Origin of the sequence: Ensifer sp., assembly GCF_031989085.1 — a bacterium.
Lineage (GTDB): Bacteria > Pseudomonadota > Alphaproteobacteria > Rhizobiales > Rhizobiaceae > Ensifer.
The window spans coordinates 201,212-219,453 of sequence record NZ_DALZXU010000005.1 but is presented as its reverse complement, the minus strand read 5'-3'; the positions used below and the strand labels follow the sequence as shown (position 1 = coordinate 219,453).

16 protein-coding genes are annotated in these 18,242 nt (G+C 63.2%); 6 read left to right on the top strand and 10 right to left on the bottom strand.

All coding sequences use genetic code 11. From position 1 onward, the window contains the following. Positions 1 to 153: 153 nt before the first annotated feature. The gene (locus RTP54_RS21595) at positions 154 to 1,068 is read left to right on the top strand and encodes a sugar kinase (RefSeq protein ID WP_312365748.1); all 915 of its coding nucleotides are present in this window, start codon (positions 154 to 156) and stop codon (positions 1,066 to 1,068) included. 88 nt (positions 1,069 to 1,156) lie between these two features. Here the strand turns inward: RTP54_RS21595 and der are convergent, their stop codons facing one another. From der to RTP54_RS21580, 3 genes are all read right to left on the bottom strand, one after another. Then, a complete protein-coding gene (der, locus tag RTP54_RS21590) occupies positions 1,157 to 2,587 on the bottom strand; it encodes a ribosome biogenesis GTPase Der (RefSeq protein WP_112812127.1) in 1,431 nt (476 codons plus the stop codon). 115 nt (positions 2,588 to 2,702) lie between these two features. After that, positions 2,703 to 3,371, bottom strand: coding sequence for a tetratricopeptide repeat protein (locus RTP54_RS21585; RefSeq protein WP_112812126.1), 669 nt, complete (start codon positions 3,369 to 3,371; stop codon positions 2,703 to 2,705). A 93-nt stretch (positions 3,372 to 3,464) separates the two neighbouring features. Next, positions 3,465 to 4,052 carry an NnrU family protein gene (locus RTP54_RS21580; RefSeq protein ID WP_112812125.1) on the bottom strand — a complete coding sequence of 196 codons (588 nt, stop codon included), beginning with the start codon at positions 4,050 to 4,052 and terminating at the stop codon, positions 3,465 to 3,467. A 144-nt stretch (positions 4,053 to 4,196) separates the two neighbouring features. On the opposite strand from RTP54_RS21580, the gene RTP54_RS21575 reads away from it, so the two are divergent. Next, complete coding sequence (locus RTP54_RS21575; RefSeq protein WP_312365747.1) at positions 4,197 to 5,216, top strand: polysaccharide deacetylase; 1,020 nt, start codon at positions 4,197 to 4,199, stop codon at positions 5,214 to 5,216. A 22-nt stretch (positions 5,217 to 5,238) separates the two neighbouring features. On the opposite strand, the gene sbmA is transcribed toward RTP54_RS21575, so the two are convergent. The 5 genes from sbmA to glpK form a co-directional block, all read right to left on the bottom strand. After that, positions 5,239 to 6,498 carry a peptide antibiotic transporter SbmA gene (sbmA, locus tag RTP54_RS21570; RefSeq protein WP_112812123.1) on the bottom strand — a complete coding sequence of 420 codons (1,260 nt, stop codon included), beginning with the start codon at positions 6,496 to 6,498 and terminating at the stop codon, positions 5,239 to 5,241. Positions 6,499 to 6,662: 164 nt separating this feature from the next. Further along, positions 6,663 to 7,862, bottom strand: coding sequence for an MFS transporter (locus RTP54_RS21565; protein ID WP_312365746.1), 1,200 nt, complete (start codon positions 7,860 to 7,862; stop codon positions 6,663 to 6,665). Between the two features lie 78 nt (positions 7,863 to 7,940). Further along, the gene (gene map, locus RTP54_RS21560; RefSeq protein WP_312365745.1) at positions 7,941 to 8,693 is read right to left on the bottom strand and encodes a type I methionyl aminopeptidase; all 753 of its coding nucleotides are present in this window, start codon (positions 8,691 to 8,693) and stop codon (positions 7,941 to 7,943) included. Positions 8,694 to 8,780: 87 nt separating this feature from the next. Continuing rightward, entirely contained in the window at positions 8,781 to 9,839 is a 1,059-nt protein-coding gene (locus RTP54_RS21555) for an LLM class flavin-dependent oxidoreductase (protein ID WP_312365744.1), read from the bottom strand. A gap of 109 nt (positions 9,840 to 9,948) precedes the next feature. Then, the gene (gene glpK, locus RTP54_RS21550; protein ID WP_112812121.1) at positions 9,949 to 11,442 is read right to left on the bottom strand and encodes a glycerol kinase GlpK; all 1,494 of its coding nucleotides are present in this window, start codon (positions 11,440 to 11,442) and stop codon (positions 9,949 to 9,951) included. Positions 11,443 to 11,707: 265 nt separating this feature from the next. Here glpK and RTP54_RS21545 point away from each other — a divergent pair, with 265 nt between their 5' ends. From RTP54_RS21545 to xdhB, 3 genes are all read left to right on the top strand, one after another. Beyond that, entirely contained in the window at positions 11,708 to 12,484 is a 777-nt protein-coding gene (locus tag RTP54_RS21545; RefSeq protein WP_312365743.1) for a 3-hydroxybutyrate dehydrogenase, read from the top strand. A gap of 117 nt (positions 12,485 to 12,601) precedes the next feature. Next, positions 12,602 to 14,092 carry a xanthine dehydrogenase small subunit gene (gene xdhA / locus RTP54_RS21540; protein ID WP_312365742.1) on the top strand — a complete coding sequence of 497 codons (1,491 nt, stop codon included), beginning with the start codon at positions 12,602 to 12,604 and terminating at the stop codon, positions 14,090 to 14,092. Positions 14,093 to 14,094: 2 nt separating this feature from the next. Beyond that, on the top strand, positions 14,095 to 16,434 hold the full coding sequence (xdhB, locus tag RTP54_RS21535) for a xanthine dehydrogenase molybdopterin binding subunit (RefSeq protein WP_312365741.1): 2,340 nt from the start codon (positions 14,095 to 14,097) through the stop codon (positions 16,432 to 16,434). Between the two features lie 54 nt (positions 16,435 to 16,488). Here the strand turns inward: xdhB and RTP54_RS21530 are convergent, their stop codons facing one another. Then, a complete protein-coding gene (locus tag RTP54_RS21530; RefSeq protein ID WP_112812119.1) occupies positions 16,489 to 16,746 on the bottom strand; it encodes a hypothetical protein in 258 nt (85 codons plus the stop codon). A gap of 93 nt (positions 16,747 to 16,839) precedes the next feature. Here RTP54_RS21530 and RTP54_RS21525 point away from each other — a divergent pair, with 93 nt between their 5' ends. Further along, positions 16,840 to 17,778 carry a LysR substrate-binding domain-containing protein gene (locus tag RTP54_RS21525; RefSeq protein ID WP_162704172.1) on the top strand — a complete coding sequence of 313 codons (939 nt, stop codon included), beginning with the start codon at positions 16,840 to 16,842 and terminating at the stop codon, positions 17,776 to 17,778. 117 nt (positions 17,779 to 17,895) lie between these two features. Here the strand turns inward: RTP54_RS21525 and RTP54_RS21520 are convergent, their stop codons facing one another. Continuing rightward, positions 17,896 to 18,234: a hypothetical protein gene (locus tag RTP54_RS21520; RefSeq protein WP_312365740.1), complete on the bottom strand. Its 339-nt coding sequence runs from the start codon at positions 18,232 to 18,234 to the stop codon at positions 17,896 to 17,898. Positions 18,235 to 18,242 lie beyond the last annotated feature (8 nt).

Sequence of the window (18,242 nt, the reverse complement as noted above, 5' to 3'; positions counted from 1 at the left end):
TGCGCCAAGATGTAGCCGCGCCCGCTGCCTGAGTAAACGCCGGACTGCACCACGGCGTCGCGCATTTCCGCCACAACGAAAAACAATCTCTTGCCGAGACCGGCCTTGAACCTTATCCCGTCAACAAGGGAAAAACCAAAGGGAGAGAAGACGTTGGCCGGAACGATGCTGTCGATCGGGGAGTGCATGGTCGAATTGATGCAGGCCGAGGGCGGCCTGTTGCGCAAGGGCTATGCCGGCGACACCTTCAATGCGGCCTACTATGCCCGCCTGTTCCTGCCGAGCGACTGGCAGGTCGCCTATTGTTCAGCCGTCGGCACCGACACGGTTTCCGACGAAATGCTTGCCTTCATGGCTGACAAGGGCATCGACACGACGCCTGTGCGAAAGATCGAGGGGCGCACCCCCGGCCTCTACATGATCCACCTGAAGGACGGCGAGCGCAGCTTCTCCTACTGGCGTTCGGCGTCCGCGGCACGGCTGCTCGCCGACGACCCGGATCATCTGCGCCGCGCCATCGAGGGCGCGGATCTCATCCTGTTTTCCGGCATTACCCTTGCGATCCTTTCGCCCGACGCTGTGGAGACCCTGCTGGCCGAATTGCGCCGGGCCAAGGCCGCGGGCAAGCGCGTGGTCTTCGATCCCAACATCCGCCCCCGCCTCTGGGACGACGCCGAGCGCATGCGCCGCACGCTGTCAGATGGCGCCCGCGCGGCCAACCTGCTGATGCCGAGCTTCGACGACGAGGTCACGCATTTCGGCGACAGCTCGATCGCAGCGACGATCGCGCGCTACAAGGCGCTCGGCGTCGCCGATATCGTGGTCAAGGACGGTGAAAAGGGCGTGACGCTCGCATTCGAAGGGTCAGACGAAAGCCATGTGCCGGCGACACCGGTTGCGCGCGTGGTCGACACCACCAGCGCCGGTGACAGCTTCAACGGCGCCTTCCTCTCGCGGCTCGTGGCCGGCGACAGCCCAAGCGCTTCCGCGGCCTTTGCCGCCCGCGTCGCTGCCGGCGTCATTGGCCATCACGGCGCACTGGTCGACAAGAGCAAGCTCGTCGACTGAGGCGTCCCTCTGCACGTTTCAGCGTTAAAGCAACGCCGCGCGTCGAAGACGAAGCGCGGCGTTGAAAAGACACTGGTGTTGGGATGGCTCAGCGCTTCTTGCGCTTGTTCTCGAACGGGTTTTCCGACGCGCGATAGTGGATGCGGATCGGCACGCCCGGCAGGTCGAAATCGTTGCGCAAGCCGTTGATCAGGTAGCGCGTATAGGATTCCGGCAGTGCGTCGGGGCGCGTGCACGAGATCATGAAGCCCGGCGGGCGAGCCTTCACCTGCGTCATGTATTTCAGCTTCAGCCGGCGGCCGGAGACGGCCGGTGGCGGATGCTGCACCTGCTGGGAATCGAGCCAGCGGTTGAGACGCGCCGTGGAGATGCGACGGTTCCAGGTCCGGTCGGTGTCGATGATTGCCTGCATCAGGCGGTCGAGGCCGTAGCCGGTGTGGCCGGAGATCGGGATGGCGCGGATGCCGCGCGCCTGCGGCAGCAGCCGCTCGGTCTTTTCGCGAAGATCCGCAAGCACCGCCTGCCAGTCTTCCACCAGATCCCACTTGTTGAAGGCGATCACGGCGGCCCGGCCTTCGCGAATGATCAGGTCGACGATCTGCAGGTCCTGCTTTTCGAACGGAATGGTCGCATCGAAAACGATGACCACCGTTTCGGCAAAGCGGATGGCGCGCAGCGCATCGGCAACCGAAAGCTTTTCCAGCTTCTCCTGCACCTTGGCCTTGCGGCGCATGCCGGCGGTGTCGAACATCTTGATGGTGCGGCCGCGCCAGTCCCACTCGACCGAGATCGAATCGCGGGTGATGCCGGCTTCCGGACCGGTCAGAAGCCGGTCCTCGCCGAGAAAGCGGTTGATCAGCGTCGACTTGCCGGCATTCGGGCGGCCGACGATCGCCACGCGCAGCGGCTTTGTCTCGTCATAGGCAGGCTCCGCCTCGTCGTCCTCTTCCCCCGCCTCACCCTCGGTCGGGCGCAGGTCGATGTCGGTCTCGGCCACGTCGTCTTCCGGCGGATAGGCACGATCCTCGCCGATCGCGGCGACGATCGCGTCGCGCAGATCGAGCATGCCCTGGCCGTGTTCGGCCGAAATCGGGCACGGATCGCCAAGCCCGAGCGTGAAGGCGTCGTAGAAGCCGCCGTCGGAACCGCGCGCCTCGGACTTGTTGGCGACCAGCACGACCGGCTTGCCGCGGCGGCGCAGCATCTCGGCCAGCGTATTGTCGGCCGGCGTCAGGCCCGCCTTGGCATCGACGACGAACAGCGAGAGGTCGGCCTCGTCGATGGCGGCTTCCGTCTGCGCCCACATGCGACCCTGAAGCGTGTCGGGTGCGGACTGTTCGAGACCGGCGGTGTCGATGATGCGGAAGCGCAGGTCGATGAGCTTGGCATCACCTGGACGGCGGTCACGGGTAACACCCGGCGTATCGTCGACGAGCGCCAGCTTCTTGCCAACCAGACGGTTGAACAAGGTGGACTTGCCGACATTGGGGCGCCCGACGATGGCGACGGTGAAACTCATGAACGTATCCGTTTCCGACTGAAAGCGCTGCGTGTCGTCAGGACACACAGCGCTTCAATGCTTTGAAAATCAACATATCCTTCTGAAGTCCGGACCGGCCTCCAGAGATATGCGCTTAGGCTTTGCCGCTCGCGGCAATGACGTCGAGCAGCATTTGCGCCCGGCCTGCGACGTTGCGCGGGCTCTGGGCATCATCGACGATCTGTTGGAACCAGCTCTTCGCCTTGGCGACATCGCCGGCCTTATAGGCAGAAAGGCCAAGCGCCTCGCGCGCCGAGTGGCGCATGTTGTTCTGCGGCACCGCCAGTTGTTCGACTTCGGCCGAAACCTGGTCATAGCTGCCGTTGTCGACCAGCAGGTAGGCGGCGCGCAGACGGGCGGCATCGCGAAGGGCTTCGGGCAGGCTCGTATCCTTGCCGATTTCCGAGAACGCCTTGACGGCGGCATCGGTTTCGCCCTTTTCCGCCTGCAGCGTTGCTGCACGAAGACGCGCAAGCACCGGATAGGCGCCGTAGCCATCCTTCTGCAGGGTGTCGAGAGCGGCCAGCGCCTCGTCGGCCTTGTTTTCCTTGGCCAGGTTCAGCGCCTGCAGGAACTCGTCTCCCGACTTCGAGGAGGCGCTGTCGCTCCAGTAATCGTAGCCGACCTTGCCGACGGTGCCCAGAACGATAAGCACGGCGATTGCCACGATGACGCTGCCGAAACGGGCCCAGATATTCTTCATCTGGTCCGAACGCAGTTCTTCATTCACCTCGCGGATAAAGCTGTCGTCTTGGTTCGCCATCGATTGCCCCGGCCTCTCGGCCTTCCCTGCACGCTAATAGGATTTTGCGCCTTCTACCCGATTTTGCGGCAGTTGTAAGGGGGCGCGCGTTATTTAGCCGACAACCATCGGCGAAACGCCGATCACCAGTTCGTGCAATTTCCAGACGATCACGCCGTAAAGGGCAGCACCAAGCACGACGGCGATCAGGTCATAGCGGTAGGAAACAAAGGCCGGATAAGTGATTTCGCCGGCGCGCCAGCGCTTTTTCATCGAAATGCGCAGGATCACCGCCCAGACGAGAAACGTGCCGAAGAGCAGCACCGACGAGGTCTCGCCATTGGCGAGCAGATGGGCGAGCGCCCAGATCTTGATCGCCAGGATGGCCGGATGCTTGGTCACCGTCCGGATCTTGCCTGGGGGCAGGTAGGCGGCGACGAGACAGATGCTGGCGATCAACATCAGGGTAAGCGCGATATGGGCGAGGAACGTCGGCGGCGTGTAGAGCATGCCAGTGGTGGCGCGGGCCTGGTCGAAGCCATAGGCGATGAGGCCGAGGCCGACGAGCGCCGAGATCCCGTGGATCGCATGCCAGGCACCTGTGCCGCTGCGGGCAATCACGGCTGCGCGCAGGCCCGGCGCGAAGCTGCGAACCAGATGGATGCCCAGGAAGATCACGATACCCAATATCAACAGCGTCATGTCGTCACCCGTCCTTCATTGTTGCTCTGTCCACTCGAGACTGGGTATCACGCATAGCCTCTGTGCACAGAAATTTCCAGACAGATCAAAGGATTGCCGCATTCCTGGATAAAGGGACGGCATACGCAAATCGTCGCAGATATCATGATCAGAACATTTATTGCCCTTTCCCTCGCCCTTGTCCCCGCGCTTGCTTCGGCCACCGAACCTGTGGCCGAAAGTGCGGCGCCCACCGTTCCCGCCAAGGACAAGCAGCTCGTGATCGTCTCCTTCGATGGCGCCCACGACAACGCGCTGTGGGAAAAGAGCCTTGATATGGCCAAGCGCACCAATGCGCATTTCACCTATTTCCTCTCCTGCACCTTCCTGATGACGCGCGCCGACGGGAAGCAGATCTACAAGCCGCCGGGGATGAAGCCGGGCCGCTCCAATGTCGGCTTTGCCCAGAGCCGTGAGGAGATCGCCACCCGCGCCGGACATATCTGGCAGGCCCATCTCGACGGCCACGATATCGCCAGCCATGCTTGCGGCCATTTCGACGGCAAGGGGTGGACCAGGGCCGACTGGCAGAGCGAATTTCAGACCTTCGACGTAGCTTTGCGCGATGCCTGGAAGAAGGCGGACAGACCGGATGCCGAACCCGCCGGCTGGGCGGAGTTTGCCCGCACCGGTATCAAGGGTTTCCGCGCCCCCTATCTTTCGCTGAGCGACGGCTTGCTGCCGGCGCTCAAAGCCTCCGGCTTTACCTATGACGCAAGCCTGGTGACCAAGGGCCCGGGATGGCCGACGGAGAAGGAAGGCCTGCCACGCTTCGGCCTGCCGCTGATCCCCGAAGGGCCGTCGAAGCGTCCTGTCATCGGCATGGACTACAATCTGTTCGTCCGCCATTCGATGGGCGTGGAAAACAAGAAAGACAGCGCCCTCTTCGAAGCGCGCACCTATGAGGCTTACCGGAAAGCCTTCGACAAGGAATATGCCGGAGACCGCATCCCGCTGCAGCTCGGCTTCCATTTCGTCGAAATGAACGGCGGCGCCTACTGGCGCGCGCTCAACCGGCTGCTGACCGAGGTCTGCACCAGACCGGATGTGGCCTGCGTCAGCTACGATCAGGCCCTGCCGATGATCGAGCAGGCAAAAAAGAAGGCGGATCGCTCCGCCTTCTGATCTCCGTTGCTTTCGATCCGGCTCAGGCCAGCTCTTCCTCGCCACCGACAGCGATGAACTTCTGCTCGATTGCCGGCAGGGGCTCGTCGTCGATCGCCGCTTCGAAGGCGCGCAGACGCTTGTAGATCGACAGCAGTTCGACAATCGTCGGCCAGGACGAAACCAGATACTGGAACGATGACGTCACCTGGCCGAATGCATTCGAGATCTGGTTCAGCGCGCCCAGCGTGATCTTGCCAGCGATGATCGACGGCGCCAGGATCAGCAGCGAAAAGATGCCGTTGATCTGCAGGTAGAAAATCCGCGCGATGTTGAAATACAGATAGTGGAAATAGAGCCTGAAATAGTTCCGGCGAACATTTGCAAAGAGATCGGCAACGGTCGGCGGCTGGGCACGATCGGCATGATCCTCACCGTAGACCAGTTCCTTGCGGTAGGCCGCTTCGACACGCTGGTTGCGGAACTCGAGGCCCGGCAGCTTGATACCGACGACCGCCAGGAAGACCGTGCCGAACAGCGACCAGAGAATGGCTGCAGTGACAAGCGGATACGGAATGACGCCGACGATCGGTAGCTCGCTGACGTGCGCCTCAAGCTTGATCAACACCGGCGTAAACGCAATCAGCGTCATGACGCTGTCGATCAGGCTGACGCCGAGGCCCTCCACGGTCGTGGAAAAGCGCATCGTATCTTCCTGCACGCGCTGCGACGAGCCTTCGATATGGCGCAGCTTGCCCCAATTTGCCATGTAGTATTCGTTCATCGCGGTGCGCCAGCGGAAGATATAGTGGCTGACGAAGAAACGCGTGATGACCGCAACAGCCACGGCAACCATGGCGATCCCGAGAAAGACAGCGATTTCGCTGTAGAACTCCGCCGCGGTGACAACCTTCGTCTTCGAGACGATCGCCTGGATCAGGTCCCAGAACGGCCCGTACCAATTGTTGATCGCGACGCTGACCTGGACCTGAAAATAGGTGACGAAAAGAATGAGGGCCGAGCCGAGGATCGACCAGTTCTGCCAGCGGTGCGGAGAGTAGACGTACCAGAAAGCGGCAAACAGCCCAACGACGGCGGCGAAATAGAGGTAGAACCAGATGAAGGCGGGCGACCAGAAGGCCGAGATGCCGGTGATCGGCGGTGCATCAGCGGCCAGAGGCGGCATTCCGAAGACGGCGCCCAATTGTTCGCCCCCGGCATACCAGATGGCAACGGCGACGAGCGACCAGACGACAAAGGATGTGAAAAAGAGCTTTGGCTTCGGAAAGAAGGATACGAACAAGTGCGGCACTCTCGTTTCGGGGGAGGAGAACAACTCGCCTCACGAAGCGCCGAAACTAGGGCAAAGCGCCATTTTCAACAATCCGGTAATGTGAACCTTACTGTTATTTCATGGTGCCCTTCAGGGGCGCCCCGGACATGTGGCCGCCCTATCGGGAGCGCGCTTCAGCCGAGCAAGGCAGCCGAAATTCGCTTCAACTCCACCAGGATGATGACGCCGCAAACGAAGAGAACGGCGGCCGCAATCAGGGTCGGCGCCGAAAAGCTGCCGGTGCGCTCGGCAAGCCACCCGGCGACCACGGGGCCGATGATCTGACCGATGCCGAAGGCCGCCGTCATCAGCGCGAGCGCCTTGCGCGGGCTTTCCGGCGCCAGGTGCCGGCCGATCTGCAGGCCGTAGGCGGTAATCATCATGAAGGTGGCGCCGAGCATCAGGCCGCCGGCAAGCGGCGCATAGGGCAGAGGCAGGCTGACGGTGAGCACGAGCCCGACAGCCTCGATCAGAAGGCCGATCGCATAGACGCCGGCAAGGCCGAAGCGCGGTACGGCAAAGCGCCAGAGATAGACCGACAGCGCCGCACTCACGCCCGTCAAGAGCCAGGCGAGGAACTCGATGCTGTGACCGCCGCTCGCATCGCGCGCCATGGTCACGAGGAAGGTCGCCGTGATGACGTAGCCGAAGCCGAAGAAGCCATAGGTCAGCGTCACCACCGTCAGCGGTCGCGTCCAGACGAGCGGCTTTTCGCGCGCAGCACCGCTGCCGGAGACCGGCCCCGCCGGCAACAGCAGCGCGACGATTATGGTCCCGATGAGCGCAACGAGCGCACCGGTAAGCCAGTCGGCCTGCGATGCCGATAGCCCGGCGACACCGGCAAGGGGCGCTGCCCAGACGCAGAGCGACGAGAAGGCAATGCCGAGACCGACGCCGCCGAAATGCACCGCCGGCACGTTGGCAGCGCGCGCCAGCAGTCCATGGCCGAGAACGATGCCGGAGATGAAGATCATAGAGAAGGCGCTGGCAAGGCCGGCGAGGAAGCGGATGAGGCTCAGCACGACGACCGAAGAGGAAAGCCCCATCGCCGCAAGCAGCAGCGTGGTTGCGGCGAGCGCAGCCAGCCCGATGCGCCGCTCGTGCCCATGCGCCCAGCCATAGGCGCCGAGCACCGCGCCGGCGAGATAACCGACGAAATTTGCCGAGGCGATGACACCGGCATCCGCCGGCGAAATACCGAGATCGGCCATCATCGCCGGCAGGATCGGCGTGTAGGAGAAACGACCAAACCCCATGGCGACCGCCATGGCGATGGCGCCGGCGGCAGCGGTCGAGGCGAGGCTTGGCGAATGGGTGCGATCGAGCGTGGTCATAACAGCTTATTGCACTGCAAAACCGCCACCACAAATCACTAAAATTGAAGCACCTATTGAGGAAATAGAACCTGCCCGTCAGCCGGGCAGCGTCACCACCAGCGGACCACCGCGCGTGACGACAACCGTGTGTTCATACTGCACGGTCGGCGCGCGCGGCTCGCTATAGAGCGTCCAGTCGTCCTTGTCGCCGCTCTCGGCCCAATCGGCCCCCATCGAGAGGAAAGGCTCGACGGTAAAGACCATGCCGTCGGTCATGCGCCGGCGCTCGCTCGGATCGGGCCAGGTGGCGATTTCCTTCGGCTCCTCGTGCAGCGAGCGGCCGATGCCGTGGCTGGCAAGGTTGGTGACCAGCGAATAGCGGTTCTTGCGGGCGAAATCGCCGATGGCTTTGCCGATCGCGGCGAGCGGCTGGTCGGGACGCACCTGCTTGAGGCCGACCCACATCGCTCGCTTGCCATCGCGGCAGAGCCGGTCGATCTGAGCCGTCACCGGCGGCACCGGGAAGGATGCGCCGGTATCGGCGAAGATGCCGTCTTTCTCGGCGGAAACGTCGATGTTGACGAGATCGCCGGCGCGGATGATGCGGCTGCCGGGAATGCCGTGGGCGATTTCCTCGTTGACGCTGATGCAGGTGGCGCCGGGAAACTGGTAGCAGAGCTCAGGGGCCGAACGCGCGCCCGCTTCTTCAAGCACCTTGCGGCCGATGGCATCCAGCTCCGCGGTGGTGATGCCGGGCTCGAGCGCCGCACCCATCGCCTGCAGCGCATTGGCGCAGATGCGGCCGATTTCCTTCAGCCGCAGCAGATCTTCTTCGTTGTTGAGGGTCATCCGTGTCTCGCTTTCGTGCCCACATGTAGCCTGCCGGCGCCGGATTTTCCAGCGCCGACGGCTACGCCATGGCAGGCGGGCGATGCGTCAGGCGGAAACGGCCTCGCCGGCCTTCTCATCCGCCAGCGCCTTGCGCACCAGCGGCGCCACCCTGGTACCATAGAGCTCGATGCCGCGCATGATCTGCGCATGCGGCATCGGGCCGATCGCCATCTGCAGGAGGAAGCGGTCGTTGCGGAAGAGCTTCCAGTTCTCGACGATCTTCTCGGCCACGGTTTCGGGGTCGCCGAGGAAGAGATTGCCGGCAGGACTGCGCGCCTGGTCGAAATGCGCCCGGTTGGTCGGCCCCCAGCCGCGTTCACGCCCGATGCGGTTCATCACTTCGGCCTGCGGTCCATAAAACTGGTCGGCGGCAAGTTCGGTCGTATCGGCGATGAAGCCATGCACGTTGATGCTGGTCTTCAGCCTTGCCGGATCCTGGCCCGCGCGACGGGCCGCCTCGCGATAAAGATCGAACAGCGGCGCAAACCGGCGCGGCTCGCCGCCGATGATGGCGAGCGCCACTGGCAGCCCCAGCGCACCGGCACGTGCAACCGACTGCGGCGTGCCGCCAACGGCGATCCACAGCGGCAGCACCTCCTGCAGCGGGCGCGGATAGACACCACGATCGCTGATCGCGGGGCGCATCTCGCCCGCCCAGGAGACAATTTCGCTTTCGCGCAACGCCATCAACAGGTCGAGCTTTTCGGCGAAGAGCTGATCGTAGTCGTCGAGCGACTGGCCGAAGAGCGGGAAGGATTCGATGAACGAGCCGCGGCCGGCCATGATCTCGGCCCGTCCATTGGACAGAAGATCGAGCGTCGAAAACTGCTGGAAAACGCGGACCGGATCGTCGGAGCTTAAAACCGTGACCGCACTCGTCAGCCGGATGGATTTCGTCCTGGCAGCCGCAGCGGCAAGGATCACGGCCGGGGCGGATGCTGCATAGTCAGGGCGGTGATGTTCACCGAGGCCGAAGACATCTAGGCCGACCTGGTCGGCGAGTTCGATCTCCTCGATGAGGTTGGCAAGCCGGCGCTGGCCTTCCCGGCCCTTGTCGACTGCGTTCGGATCGACATCCGCAAAAGTGTAAAGCCCGAGTTCCATGGTGCCCATCCTGTCCTTGTTTACCGACAGATAGTTGGCGCGGGGACAGGCGGCAAATGCGCATCCGGGAAACACAGTGTTTCCCGGATGGATCCAAATGGTTCCGTCGTCAGGCTTGGGTCAGCGTGCGCTTGACCGCATTGCGCCAGCCCTTGAGCTTCGTCTTGCGCGTTGCCTCGTCCATGGCGGGCTCGAAGCGGCGATCGCGGGCCCAGGACTTGGCGAAGGCCTCCTGCTTCGGCCAGACGCCGGCGCGGCTGCCGGCAAGCCAGGCAACGCCGAGCGCCGTCGTCTCGAGAATGGTCGGCCGGTCGACCGGCGCGTCAAGCAGGTCGGAAAGCCGTTGCATCGTCCAGTCCGAGGCGACCATGCCGCCGTCGACGCGCAGCACCGTTTCCTTGCCGTGACTGCGCCAGTCCTTATGCATGGCTTCCAGCAGATCGCGCGTCTGGTAGCAGACCGCCTCGAGTGCGGCGCGCGCGAACTCGGCGGGCCCGGTGTTGCGGGTCATGCCGAAGATCGCGCCGCGGGCGTCCGGATCCCAGTGCGGCGCGCCGAGACCGGTGAAAGCCGGCACCAGATAGACTTCCTGCGAGGGGTCGGCACTCTCGGCCAGCGTACCGGTGTCGGGCGCCGCCTTGATCACCTTCAGGCCGTCGCGCAGCCACTGCACGGCGGCGCCGGCAACGAAGATCGAGCCTTCGAGCGCATAGGTGGTTTCGCCGTCGAGCCGGTAGGCAATGGTGGTGAGCAGCCGGTTTTTCGACCGCACCATATCCTTGCCGGTGTTGAGCAGCGCGAAGCAGCCGGTGCCATAGGTCGACTTCAGCATGCCCGGCTTGAAGCAGGCCTGACCGATGGTGGCGGCTTGCTGGTCGCCGGCCACCCCGAGAATCGGGATCGCGGCGCCAAACAGCGCCTTGTCCGTAACGCCGAACTCGGCGGCGCAATCCTTGACCTCCGGCAACAGGGCGCGCGGCACGCGCAGGATGTCGAGCAGCTCGTCGTCCCAGCCATTGTCGGCAATGTTGTAGAGCAGCGTGCGCGAGGCGTTGGTCGCGTCGGTAACGAAGGATTTTCCGCCCGTCAGCCGCCAGATCAGGAAGGTATCGATGGTGCCGAAGCAGAGCTCGCCCCGGACCGCGCGCGCGTGAGCGCCCTTCACGTTCGACAGCAGCCACTGAAGCTTGGTGCCGGAGAAATAGGGATCGAGCAGCAGCCCGGTCTTTTTGGTGAAGGTCTTTTCCAGACCCTGTTTCTTCAGCTTGTCGCAATACGCTGAAGTGCGGCGATCCTGCCAGACGATGGCATTGTGGATCGGCTTGCCGGTCTCGCGGTCCCAGACAACGACGGTTTCGCGTTGGTTGGTGATGCCTATGCCGGCGATGTCGGCAGCCGAGATCCCCGCCTTCTTGATTGCCTCATTGACGGTGAAGACGACGCTATCCCAGATTTCCTCCGGATCGTGCTCGACCCAGCCCGACTTCGGAAAGTGCTGGCTGAATTCCTTCTGGGCGGCGCCCGCCACCTGCTGCTTGCCGTCGAAGACGATCGCCCGGCTCGATGTCGTGCCCTGATCGATCGCGAGAATATATCCGCCCATATGCCCCTCCCCGGCGTCACAACACGCGTCTTGGCGCACTTCCTCGAGCGCGCCACATCCATTTCGAAAAACTACAATACGATGGCAAAACGAATGTCAAACGAAAACAAAACGCAAGAATTCGTGACGCCCCCTCCACTCGCAACTCTGCGTCGGCGGCCAGAAAAACACAATTGTCACCTCCGCGGTTTTACGCGTAGGTTGGCACTGTTGCGTCGCAAAAACCGGGCAAGATCAGGCGGCGCTGCAAAGGGAGAGATCTGGAATGACGAGAACTGCTGTGATCACCGGTTCGACGAGCGGCATCGGCCTCGCGATCGCCAAGGCATTTGCCCGGGGCGGCGCCAACATCGTGCTGAACGGCTTCGGCGCACCGGACGAGATCAAGGCTGCGACGCAGGACGTCGCGGCACTGACCGCCGGGACGGTGATCTATCATCCGGCCGACATGACGAAACCCGACGAGATCGCCGACCTGATGGCCACGGCTGCAAACCGCTTCGGCAGCGTCGACATTCTCGTCAACAATGCCGGCGTTCAATATGTCGAGAAGGTCGAGGATTTCCCGATCGAACAATGGGACCGCATCATCGCCATCAATCTCTCCTCGTCGTTCCACACCATTCGCGCCGTCCTGCCCGGCATGAAGGCCAAGGGCTGGGGCCGCATCGTCAATATCGCCTCGGCCCACGGGCTCGTCGCCTCGCCCTTCAAATCCGCCTATGTCGCCGCCAAGCACGGCGTCATGGGACTGACGAAGACGGTCGCGCTCGAAGTCGCGGAAGACGGCATCACCGCCAACTCGATCTGCCCTGGCTATGTGCTGACCCCGCTTGTCGAAAAGCAGATCCCCGACCAGGCCCGCACGCGCGGCATCACCGAAGAGCAGGTCATCAACGACGTGATGCTCAAGGGCCAGCCGACCAAGAAATTCATCACCGTCGAGCAGGTGGCATCGCTCGCCGTCTATCTCGCAAGCGACGATGCGGCGCAAATCACCGGCACCCATGTGTCCATGGACGGCGGCTGGACGGCGCAATAGCGCGCGCCCGTCCATTGAGACGAGGCGGGCGACGCCCTAACTCTATTAATATGCGCAGGGGTCAATCGCCGGAAACGTTCCGGCTTTCGCGGCCCTGCACCAGCAGGAATGAACGGCATGCCCCAGGCTCGGGAAAACAAGAACAACGACAGCATTCGTTTCATCCTCAATGACAGCGAAGTCACACTGACCGACGTCGCGCCATCAGCGACCCTGCTCGATTATCTCCGGCTCGAGCGCCGGCTGACCGGCACGAAGGAAGGCTGCGCCGAGGGCGACTGCGGCGCCTGCACCGTGCTCGTCGGCAGACTTTCCGGGCAAATGCTGACCTATGAAAGTGTCAACGCCTGCATCCGCTTCGTCGGATCGCTGCATGGTACACATGTCGTCACCGTCGAACATCTCGCAGCCCGCGACGGCACGTTGCATCCGGTACAGCAGGCCATGGTCGACTTCCACGGCTCGCAATGCGGCTTCTGCACGCCCGGTTTCGTCATGTCGCTCTATGGCCTCTGGTTGTCCAACGACAACCCCAGCCGCGCCGACATCGAGAAGGCATTACAAGGCAACCTCTGTCGCTGCACCGGCTACGAGCCGATCGTGAAGGCCGCCGAAGCGGCGGCAAGCGCCCGTCCGTCGGCAATTTTCGATCCGATCGTGGCGGCGCGCGATGAAACGATCGCTCGCCTGAAGGCGATGCAATCCGTAGAGACGATCACCATCCGCGACGGTGAACACTGTCTGATCGTGCCGGCTGATGCCGCGGGCCTGGCGACTGCGCTTGCCCAACACCAGGGCGCAACCGTCGTCGCCGGCTCGACGGATGTCGGTCTCTGGGTGACCAAGCAGATGCGACCGATCAATCCGGTCATCTTCATCAACGGCATCGCCGAGTTGCAGCAGATCGCACGAAGTGAAGCGGGCATAACAATCGGTGCCGGCGTCAGCTATACCGCGGCCTTTGCAGCCCTGAGCAGCGCCTATCCGGCCCTCGGCCGGCTAATCGATCGCATCGGCGGCGAACAGGTGCGCAACATGGGCACGATCGGCGGCAACATCGCCAACGGCTCGCCGATCGGCGACAGCCCACCACCGCTGATCGTGCTCGGGGCAACTGTGACGTTGCGCTCGACGGAAGGCACCCGCACGCTGCCGCTCGAAGACTTCTTCATCGCCTATGGCAAGCAGGACCGAAAGGCGGGAGAATTCGTCGAGAGCATATTCGTGCCGCACCTTCCGGCAGAAGACCACTTTGCCGCCTACAAGATCTCCAAGCGTCGCGACGAGGACATTTCCGCCCTGCTCGGTGCCTTCCGCATTGCGCTCGAGGATGGCAAGGTAAGGTCCGCCCGCATCGCCTTCGGTGGCATGGCCGGCACGCCGAAGCGTGCCGCATCCGTGGAGGCCGCCCTTATCGGCAAGCCCTGGACCGAGGAAACCGTGCGCGTCACGCAAGGTGCGTTCGAAACCGACTACCAGCCCTTGAGCGACTGGCGCGCCACCAGCACCTATCGCATGCTTGCGGCGAAGAACCTGCTGCTGCGCTTCTTCCTCGAAAGCGAAGGCGAACCGGCAGAGCTCGTGCGTTACGCGGCGGGAGAGAGATGATCATGGACAAGTCGACCTTCGAGGAACGCAAGGCGATCAACGGCCAGATGCATTCGCGCCAGCGCCACGACAGCGCCCACAAGCATGTCGCCGGCACAGCCGACTATATCGACGACATGCCGGAACCGGCAGGCACGTTGCATGGCGCGCTGGGCATGACCGATCGCGCCCATGCCGAAATCACCGCGATGGACCTGTCGGCGGTGGAGGCGGCACCCGGCGTCGTCTGCGTGCTGACGGCGCGCGACATGCCGCATTCCAACGACATCAGCCCGAGCCACCTGCATGACGAGCCGGTGCTGGCCGACGGTATCGTGCAGTTTCACGGCCAGCCGGCCTTTGCCGTTATCGCCGAGACGCGCGACATCGCCCGTCGCGCAGCCCGGCTGGCAAAGATCACCTATCGTGACCTGCCGCATTTCACCGACATCACCGACGCCGTCGCCCATGGCGGCGAACTCGTCACGCAGCCCTTGACCCTGCAGCGCGGCGAGGCGGAAGCCGAACTGGAAAAGGCACCGCGCCGGCTGAAGGGCCGGATGCGCATCGGCGGCCAGGAGCACTTCTATCTCGAGGGCCACATTGCGCTAGCCATTCCCGGCGAGGACGACGAGGTCACGGTCTGGTCATCGACCCAGCACCCGAGCGAGATCCAGCACATGGTTTCGCACGTGCTCGGCGTTCCCTCCAATGCGGTGACGGTCAATGTGCGCCGCATGGGTGGCGGCTTCGGCGGCAAGGAAACGCAGGGCAACCAGTTCGCGGCACTTGCGGCGGTCGCGGCAAAGAAGCTCAATCGCGCCGTCAAGTTTCGCCCGGACCGCGACGAGGACATGACGGCCACAGGCAAGCGCCACGACTTTCTCGTCGACTACGACGTCGGCTTCGACGACGAAGGCCGCATCCACGCCGTGCACGCCAATTATGCGGCGCGCTGCGGCTATTCCTCGGATCTTTCCGGGCCGGTCACCGACCGCGCCCTGTTCCACGCCGACAGCTCCTATTTCTACCCGCATGTGAAGCTGACCTCGCAGCCGCTGAAGACCAACACCGTCTCCAACACCGCCTATCGTGGCTTCGGCGGGCCACAGGGAATGGTCGGCGGCGAGCGCATGATCGAGGAAATCGCCTACGCTCTCGGCAAGGACCCACTCGAAATCCGCAAGCTCAATTTCTACGGCGAGAAGGGTTCGGGCCGCGATATCACCCCCTACCACCAGCAGGTGGAAGACAACATCATCGCCCGCGTGGTTGCCGAGCTCGAGGCCGACGCCGACTATCAGGCACGCCGCCAAGCCATTGTCGATTTCAACCGCACGAGCCGCGTCATCCGCAAGGGCATCGCGCTGACGCCGGTGAAGTTTGGCATCTCCTTCACCCTCACCGCCTTCAACCAGGCGGGTGCGCTGGTGCATGTCTATCAGGATGGCTCGATCCACCTGAACCATGGCGGCACCGAAATGGGCCAGGGTCTCTACGTGAAGGTCGCGCAGGTGATCGCCGATAGCTTCCAGGTCGATCTCGACCGGGTGCGCATCACCGCGACCACCACCGGCAAGGTCCCGAACACCTCGGCGACCGCCGCCTCCTCCGGCACGGATCTGAACGGCATGGCCGCCTTCGATGCCGCACGCCAGATCAAGGAGCGGCTCATCGCCTTTGCCTGCGAGCGCTGGCAGACGACCGCGGAAAACGTCAGCTTCGTCCCCGATCACGTCAAGATCGGCGAGGAACGGATCGCCTTCCCGGAATTCATCAAGCTCGCCTACATGGCCCGCGTGCAACTGTCGGCCGCCGGCTTCTACAAGACGCCGAAGATCCATTGGGATCGCGCGACCGGACGGGGAACGCCGTTCTACTATTTCGCCTATGGCGCCTCGGTATCGGAGGTCTCGATCGACACGCTGACCGGCGAATACATGGTCGATCGGGTCGACGTGCTGCACGATGTGGGCCGCTCGCTCAACCCGGCGATCGATATCGGCCAGATCGAGGGCGGTTTCGTCCAGGGCATGGGCTGGCTGACGACGGAGGAATTGTGGTGGGACGACAAGGGGCGGCTGCGCACGCATGCGCCCTCCACCTACAAGATCCCGCTCGCCTCCGACCGGCCGAAGCTCTTCAATGTCAGGCTGGCCGAATGGGCCGAGAATGCCGAAAAGACCATCGGCCGGTCGAAGGCAGTGGGCGAGCCACCCTTCATGCTGCCGATCTCGGTGCTCGAGGCCCTGTCGATGGCGGTGGCAAGCGTTGCCGATTATCGCGAATGCCCGCGCCTCGATGCGCCGGCGACGCCGGAGCGGGTGCTGATGGCGGTCGAACGCCTGCGGCAATCACTCTGAGACATGCGAACGCCGCGCATCCTCTCGGATGCGCGGCGCTTTGAAGAAATCCGGTCAGATGCGGGGCAGCTCATCACTGTTGAAGAGGCGGCGGGCGCTTTGTTGCGCCTCGGCATCGTTCCCGTAGGGTCCGCGGCCGTCCATGAAACCCATGTCTCTTTTGATGTGGTCGGGCAGCGCATTGACATCGAGCACGGGCCTTGAGGCGACAGCGCCGCGAAACAGTGAGGATGTGAACCGCACGACCGCATCCAGCGAAAGAAGCGGTTTTCTTTCAGTATGTTCGATAACGTCACAAGTCATTTCGATCACCTGTCCGTCTTGGGAAGTTGACTTGCAGGTTGCCGTGAATGAGGATTGCAATCAAATCGAACATCCGTCTGCCTGCATCAAGAGAACTTATCTGTGAAGATGTCCAAGCAGTTTCCGCTGAATGCGCTCCGGGTGTTCGAAGCCGTCGCCCGGCTCGGCAGTTTTACCAGGGCCGGCGAAGAGCTGGGCATGACCCAGACCGCCGTCAGCTACCAGGTCAAGCTGATCGAGGAAAACGTCGGCGAGCCGCTGTTCCTGCGCCGCCCGCGCCAGATCACGCTCACCGATGTCGGCCAGAGACTGGCACCACGGGTGATGGAAGCCTTCGAGATGCTGCAGGAAGCCGTCTCATCGGCACGCGGCGACATCGACAGCGCGCTTTTGATCAGCTCGACCCCGACCTTCGCCTCGCAATGGCTCGCCCGCAACATCGGCACCTTCCAGCTGGCCCATCCCGGCATCGCCGTGCGACTCACCACAAGCGACAGGATCATCGATCTCGCCGTTGAACCTGTGGATCTGGCGATCCACCGGTTCGACGCCTGCCCGGGTCTCGATAGCCATCCGCTGATGCGCGTCGAGTTCAGCCCGATGCTGAGCCCGGCACTTGCCGAAACCGTCGGCGGCATCCACGAGCCGCGCGATCTCCTGAAGCTCCGGATCATCGATGCCGGCGATCCCTGGTGGCGGCTCTGGTTTGCCGCAGCCGGCGTCAGGGATCCGGATCTCGAAGGTCGGCCGACGAGCAGGCTCGGGGCGCAATCCCTCGAGGCACGCGCTGCCATCGCCGGCCAGGGTGTGGCGATCCTGACGCCGGAATTCTACGGCGACGACGTGGCGCTCGGCCGGCTCTACCAGCCTTTCGACCTGCGCTGCAGCGACGGCTGCGATTATCGGCTGGCCTATCCGCATGCCCGCCGCAACACCCCGAAGATCCGCCTCTTTCGCGACTGGATACTCTCCGAGCTCTGCCCGTCGAAGAAGGTCGGGGCCGAATGGGTGGAAGAGCGCAAGACGGCGTCAATTGCCTGAGTTGATCCAAGGGAACCCATCAGGTTTGTCATGGCGGTCGAACGCCTGCGGCAATCGCTCTGAAACATGCGAACGCCGCGCATCCTGTCGGATGCGCGGCGCTCTCAAGAAGTCCAGTCAGATGCGGGTCAGCTCATCGCTGTTGAAGAGGCGGCGAGCATTCTTTTGTGCCTCGGCATCGTCCCCGTAGGGACCGCGGCCGTCCATGAAACCCATGTCTCTTTTGATGTAGTCCGACAGCGCGTTGACATCGAGCACCGGCTTGGCGGCAACCGCGCCACGAAACAGGGAGGATGTGAACCGCACGACCGCATCCAGCGAAAGAAACGGTTTCCTTTCAGTATGTTCGATAACGTCGCAAGCCATTTTGATCACCTGTTCGTCTTGGGAAGTTGACTTGCAGGATGCCGTGGAAGAGGATTGCAATCCAATCGAACATCCGTCTGCATGCATCAAGAGAGCTT

Coding starts and splice junctions, on each gene's coding strand:
- RTP54_RS21555 (WP_312365744.1), bottom strand. CDS start 9,839: ATGGAACTCGGGCTTTACACTTTTGCGGATGTCGATCCGAACGCAGTC.
- glpK (WP_112812121.1), bottom strand. CDS start 11,442: ATGGGCGGATATATTCTCGCGATCGATCAGGGCACGACATCGAGCCGG.
- RTP54_RS21545 (WP_312365743.1), top strand. CDS start 11,708: ATGACGAGAACTGCTGTGATCACCGGTTCGACGAGCGGCATCGGCCTC.
- RTP54_RS21585 (WP_112812126.1), bottom strand. CDS start 3,371: ATGGCGAACCAAGACGACAGCTTTATCCGCGAGGTGAATGAAGAACTG.
- RTP54_RS21565 (WP_312365746.1), bottom strand. CDS start 7,862: ATGACCACGCTCGATCGCACCCATTCGCCAAGCCTCGCCTCGACCGCT.
- der (WP_112812127.1), bottom strand. CDS start 2,587: ATGAGTTTCACCGTCGCCATCGTCGGGCGCCCCAATGTCGGCAAGTCC.
- RTP54_RS21575 (WP_312365747.1), top strand. CDS start 4,197: ATGATCAGAACATTTATTGCCCTTTCCCTCGCCCTTGTCCCCGCGCTT.
- xdhA (WP_312365742.1), top strand. CDS start 12,602: ATGCCCCAGGCTCGGGAAAACAAGAACAACGACAGCATTCGTTTCATC.
- map (WP_312365745.1), bottom strand. CDS start 8,693: ATGACCCTCAACAACGAAGAAGATCTGCTGCGGCTGAAGGAAATCGGC.
- RTP54_RS21580 (WP_112812125.1), bottom strand. CDS start 4,052: ATGACGCTGTTGATATTGGGTATCGTGATCTTCCTGGGCATCCATCTG.
- xdhB (WP_312365741.1), top strand. CDS start 14,095: ATGGACAAGTCGACCTTCGAGGAACGCAAGGCGATCAACGGCCAGATG.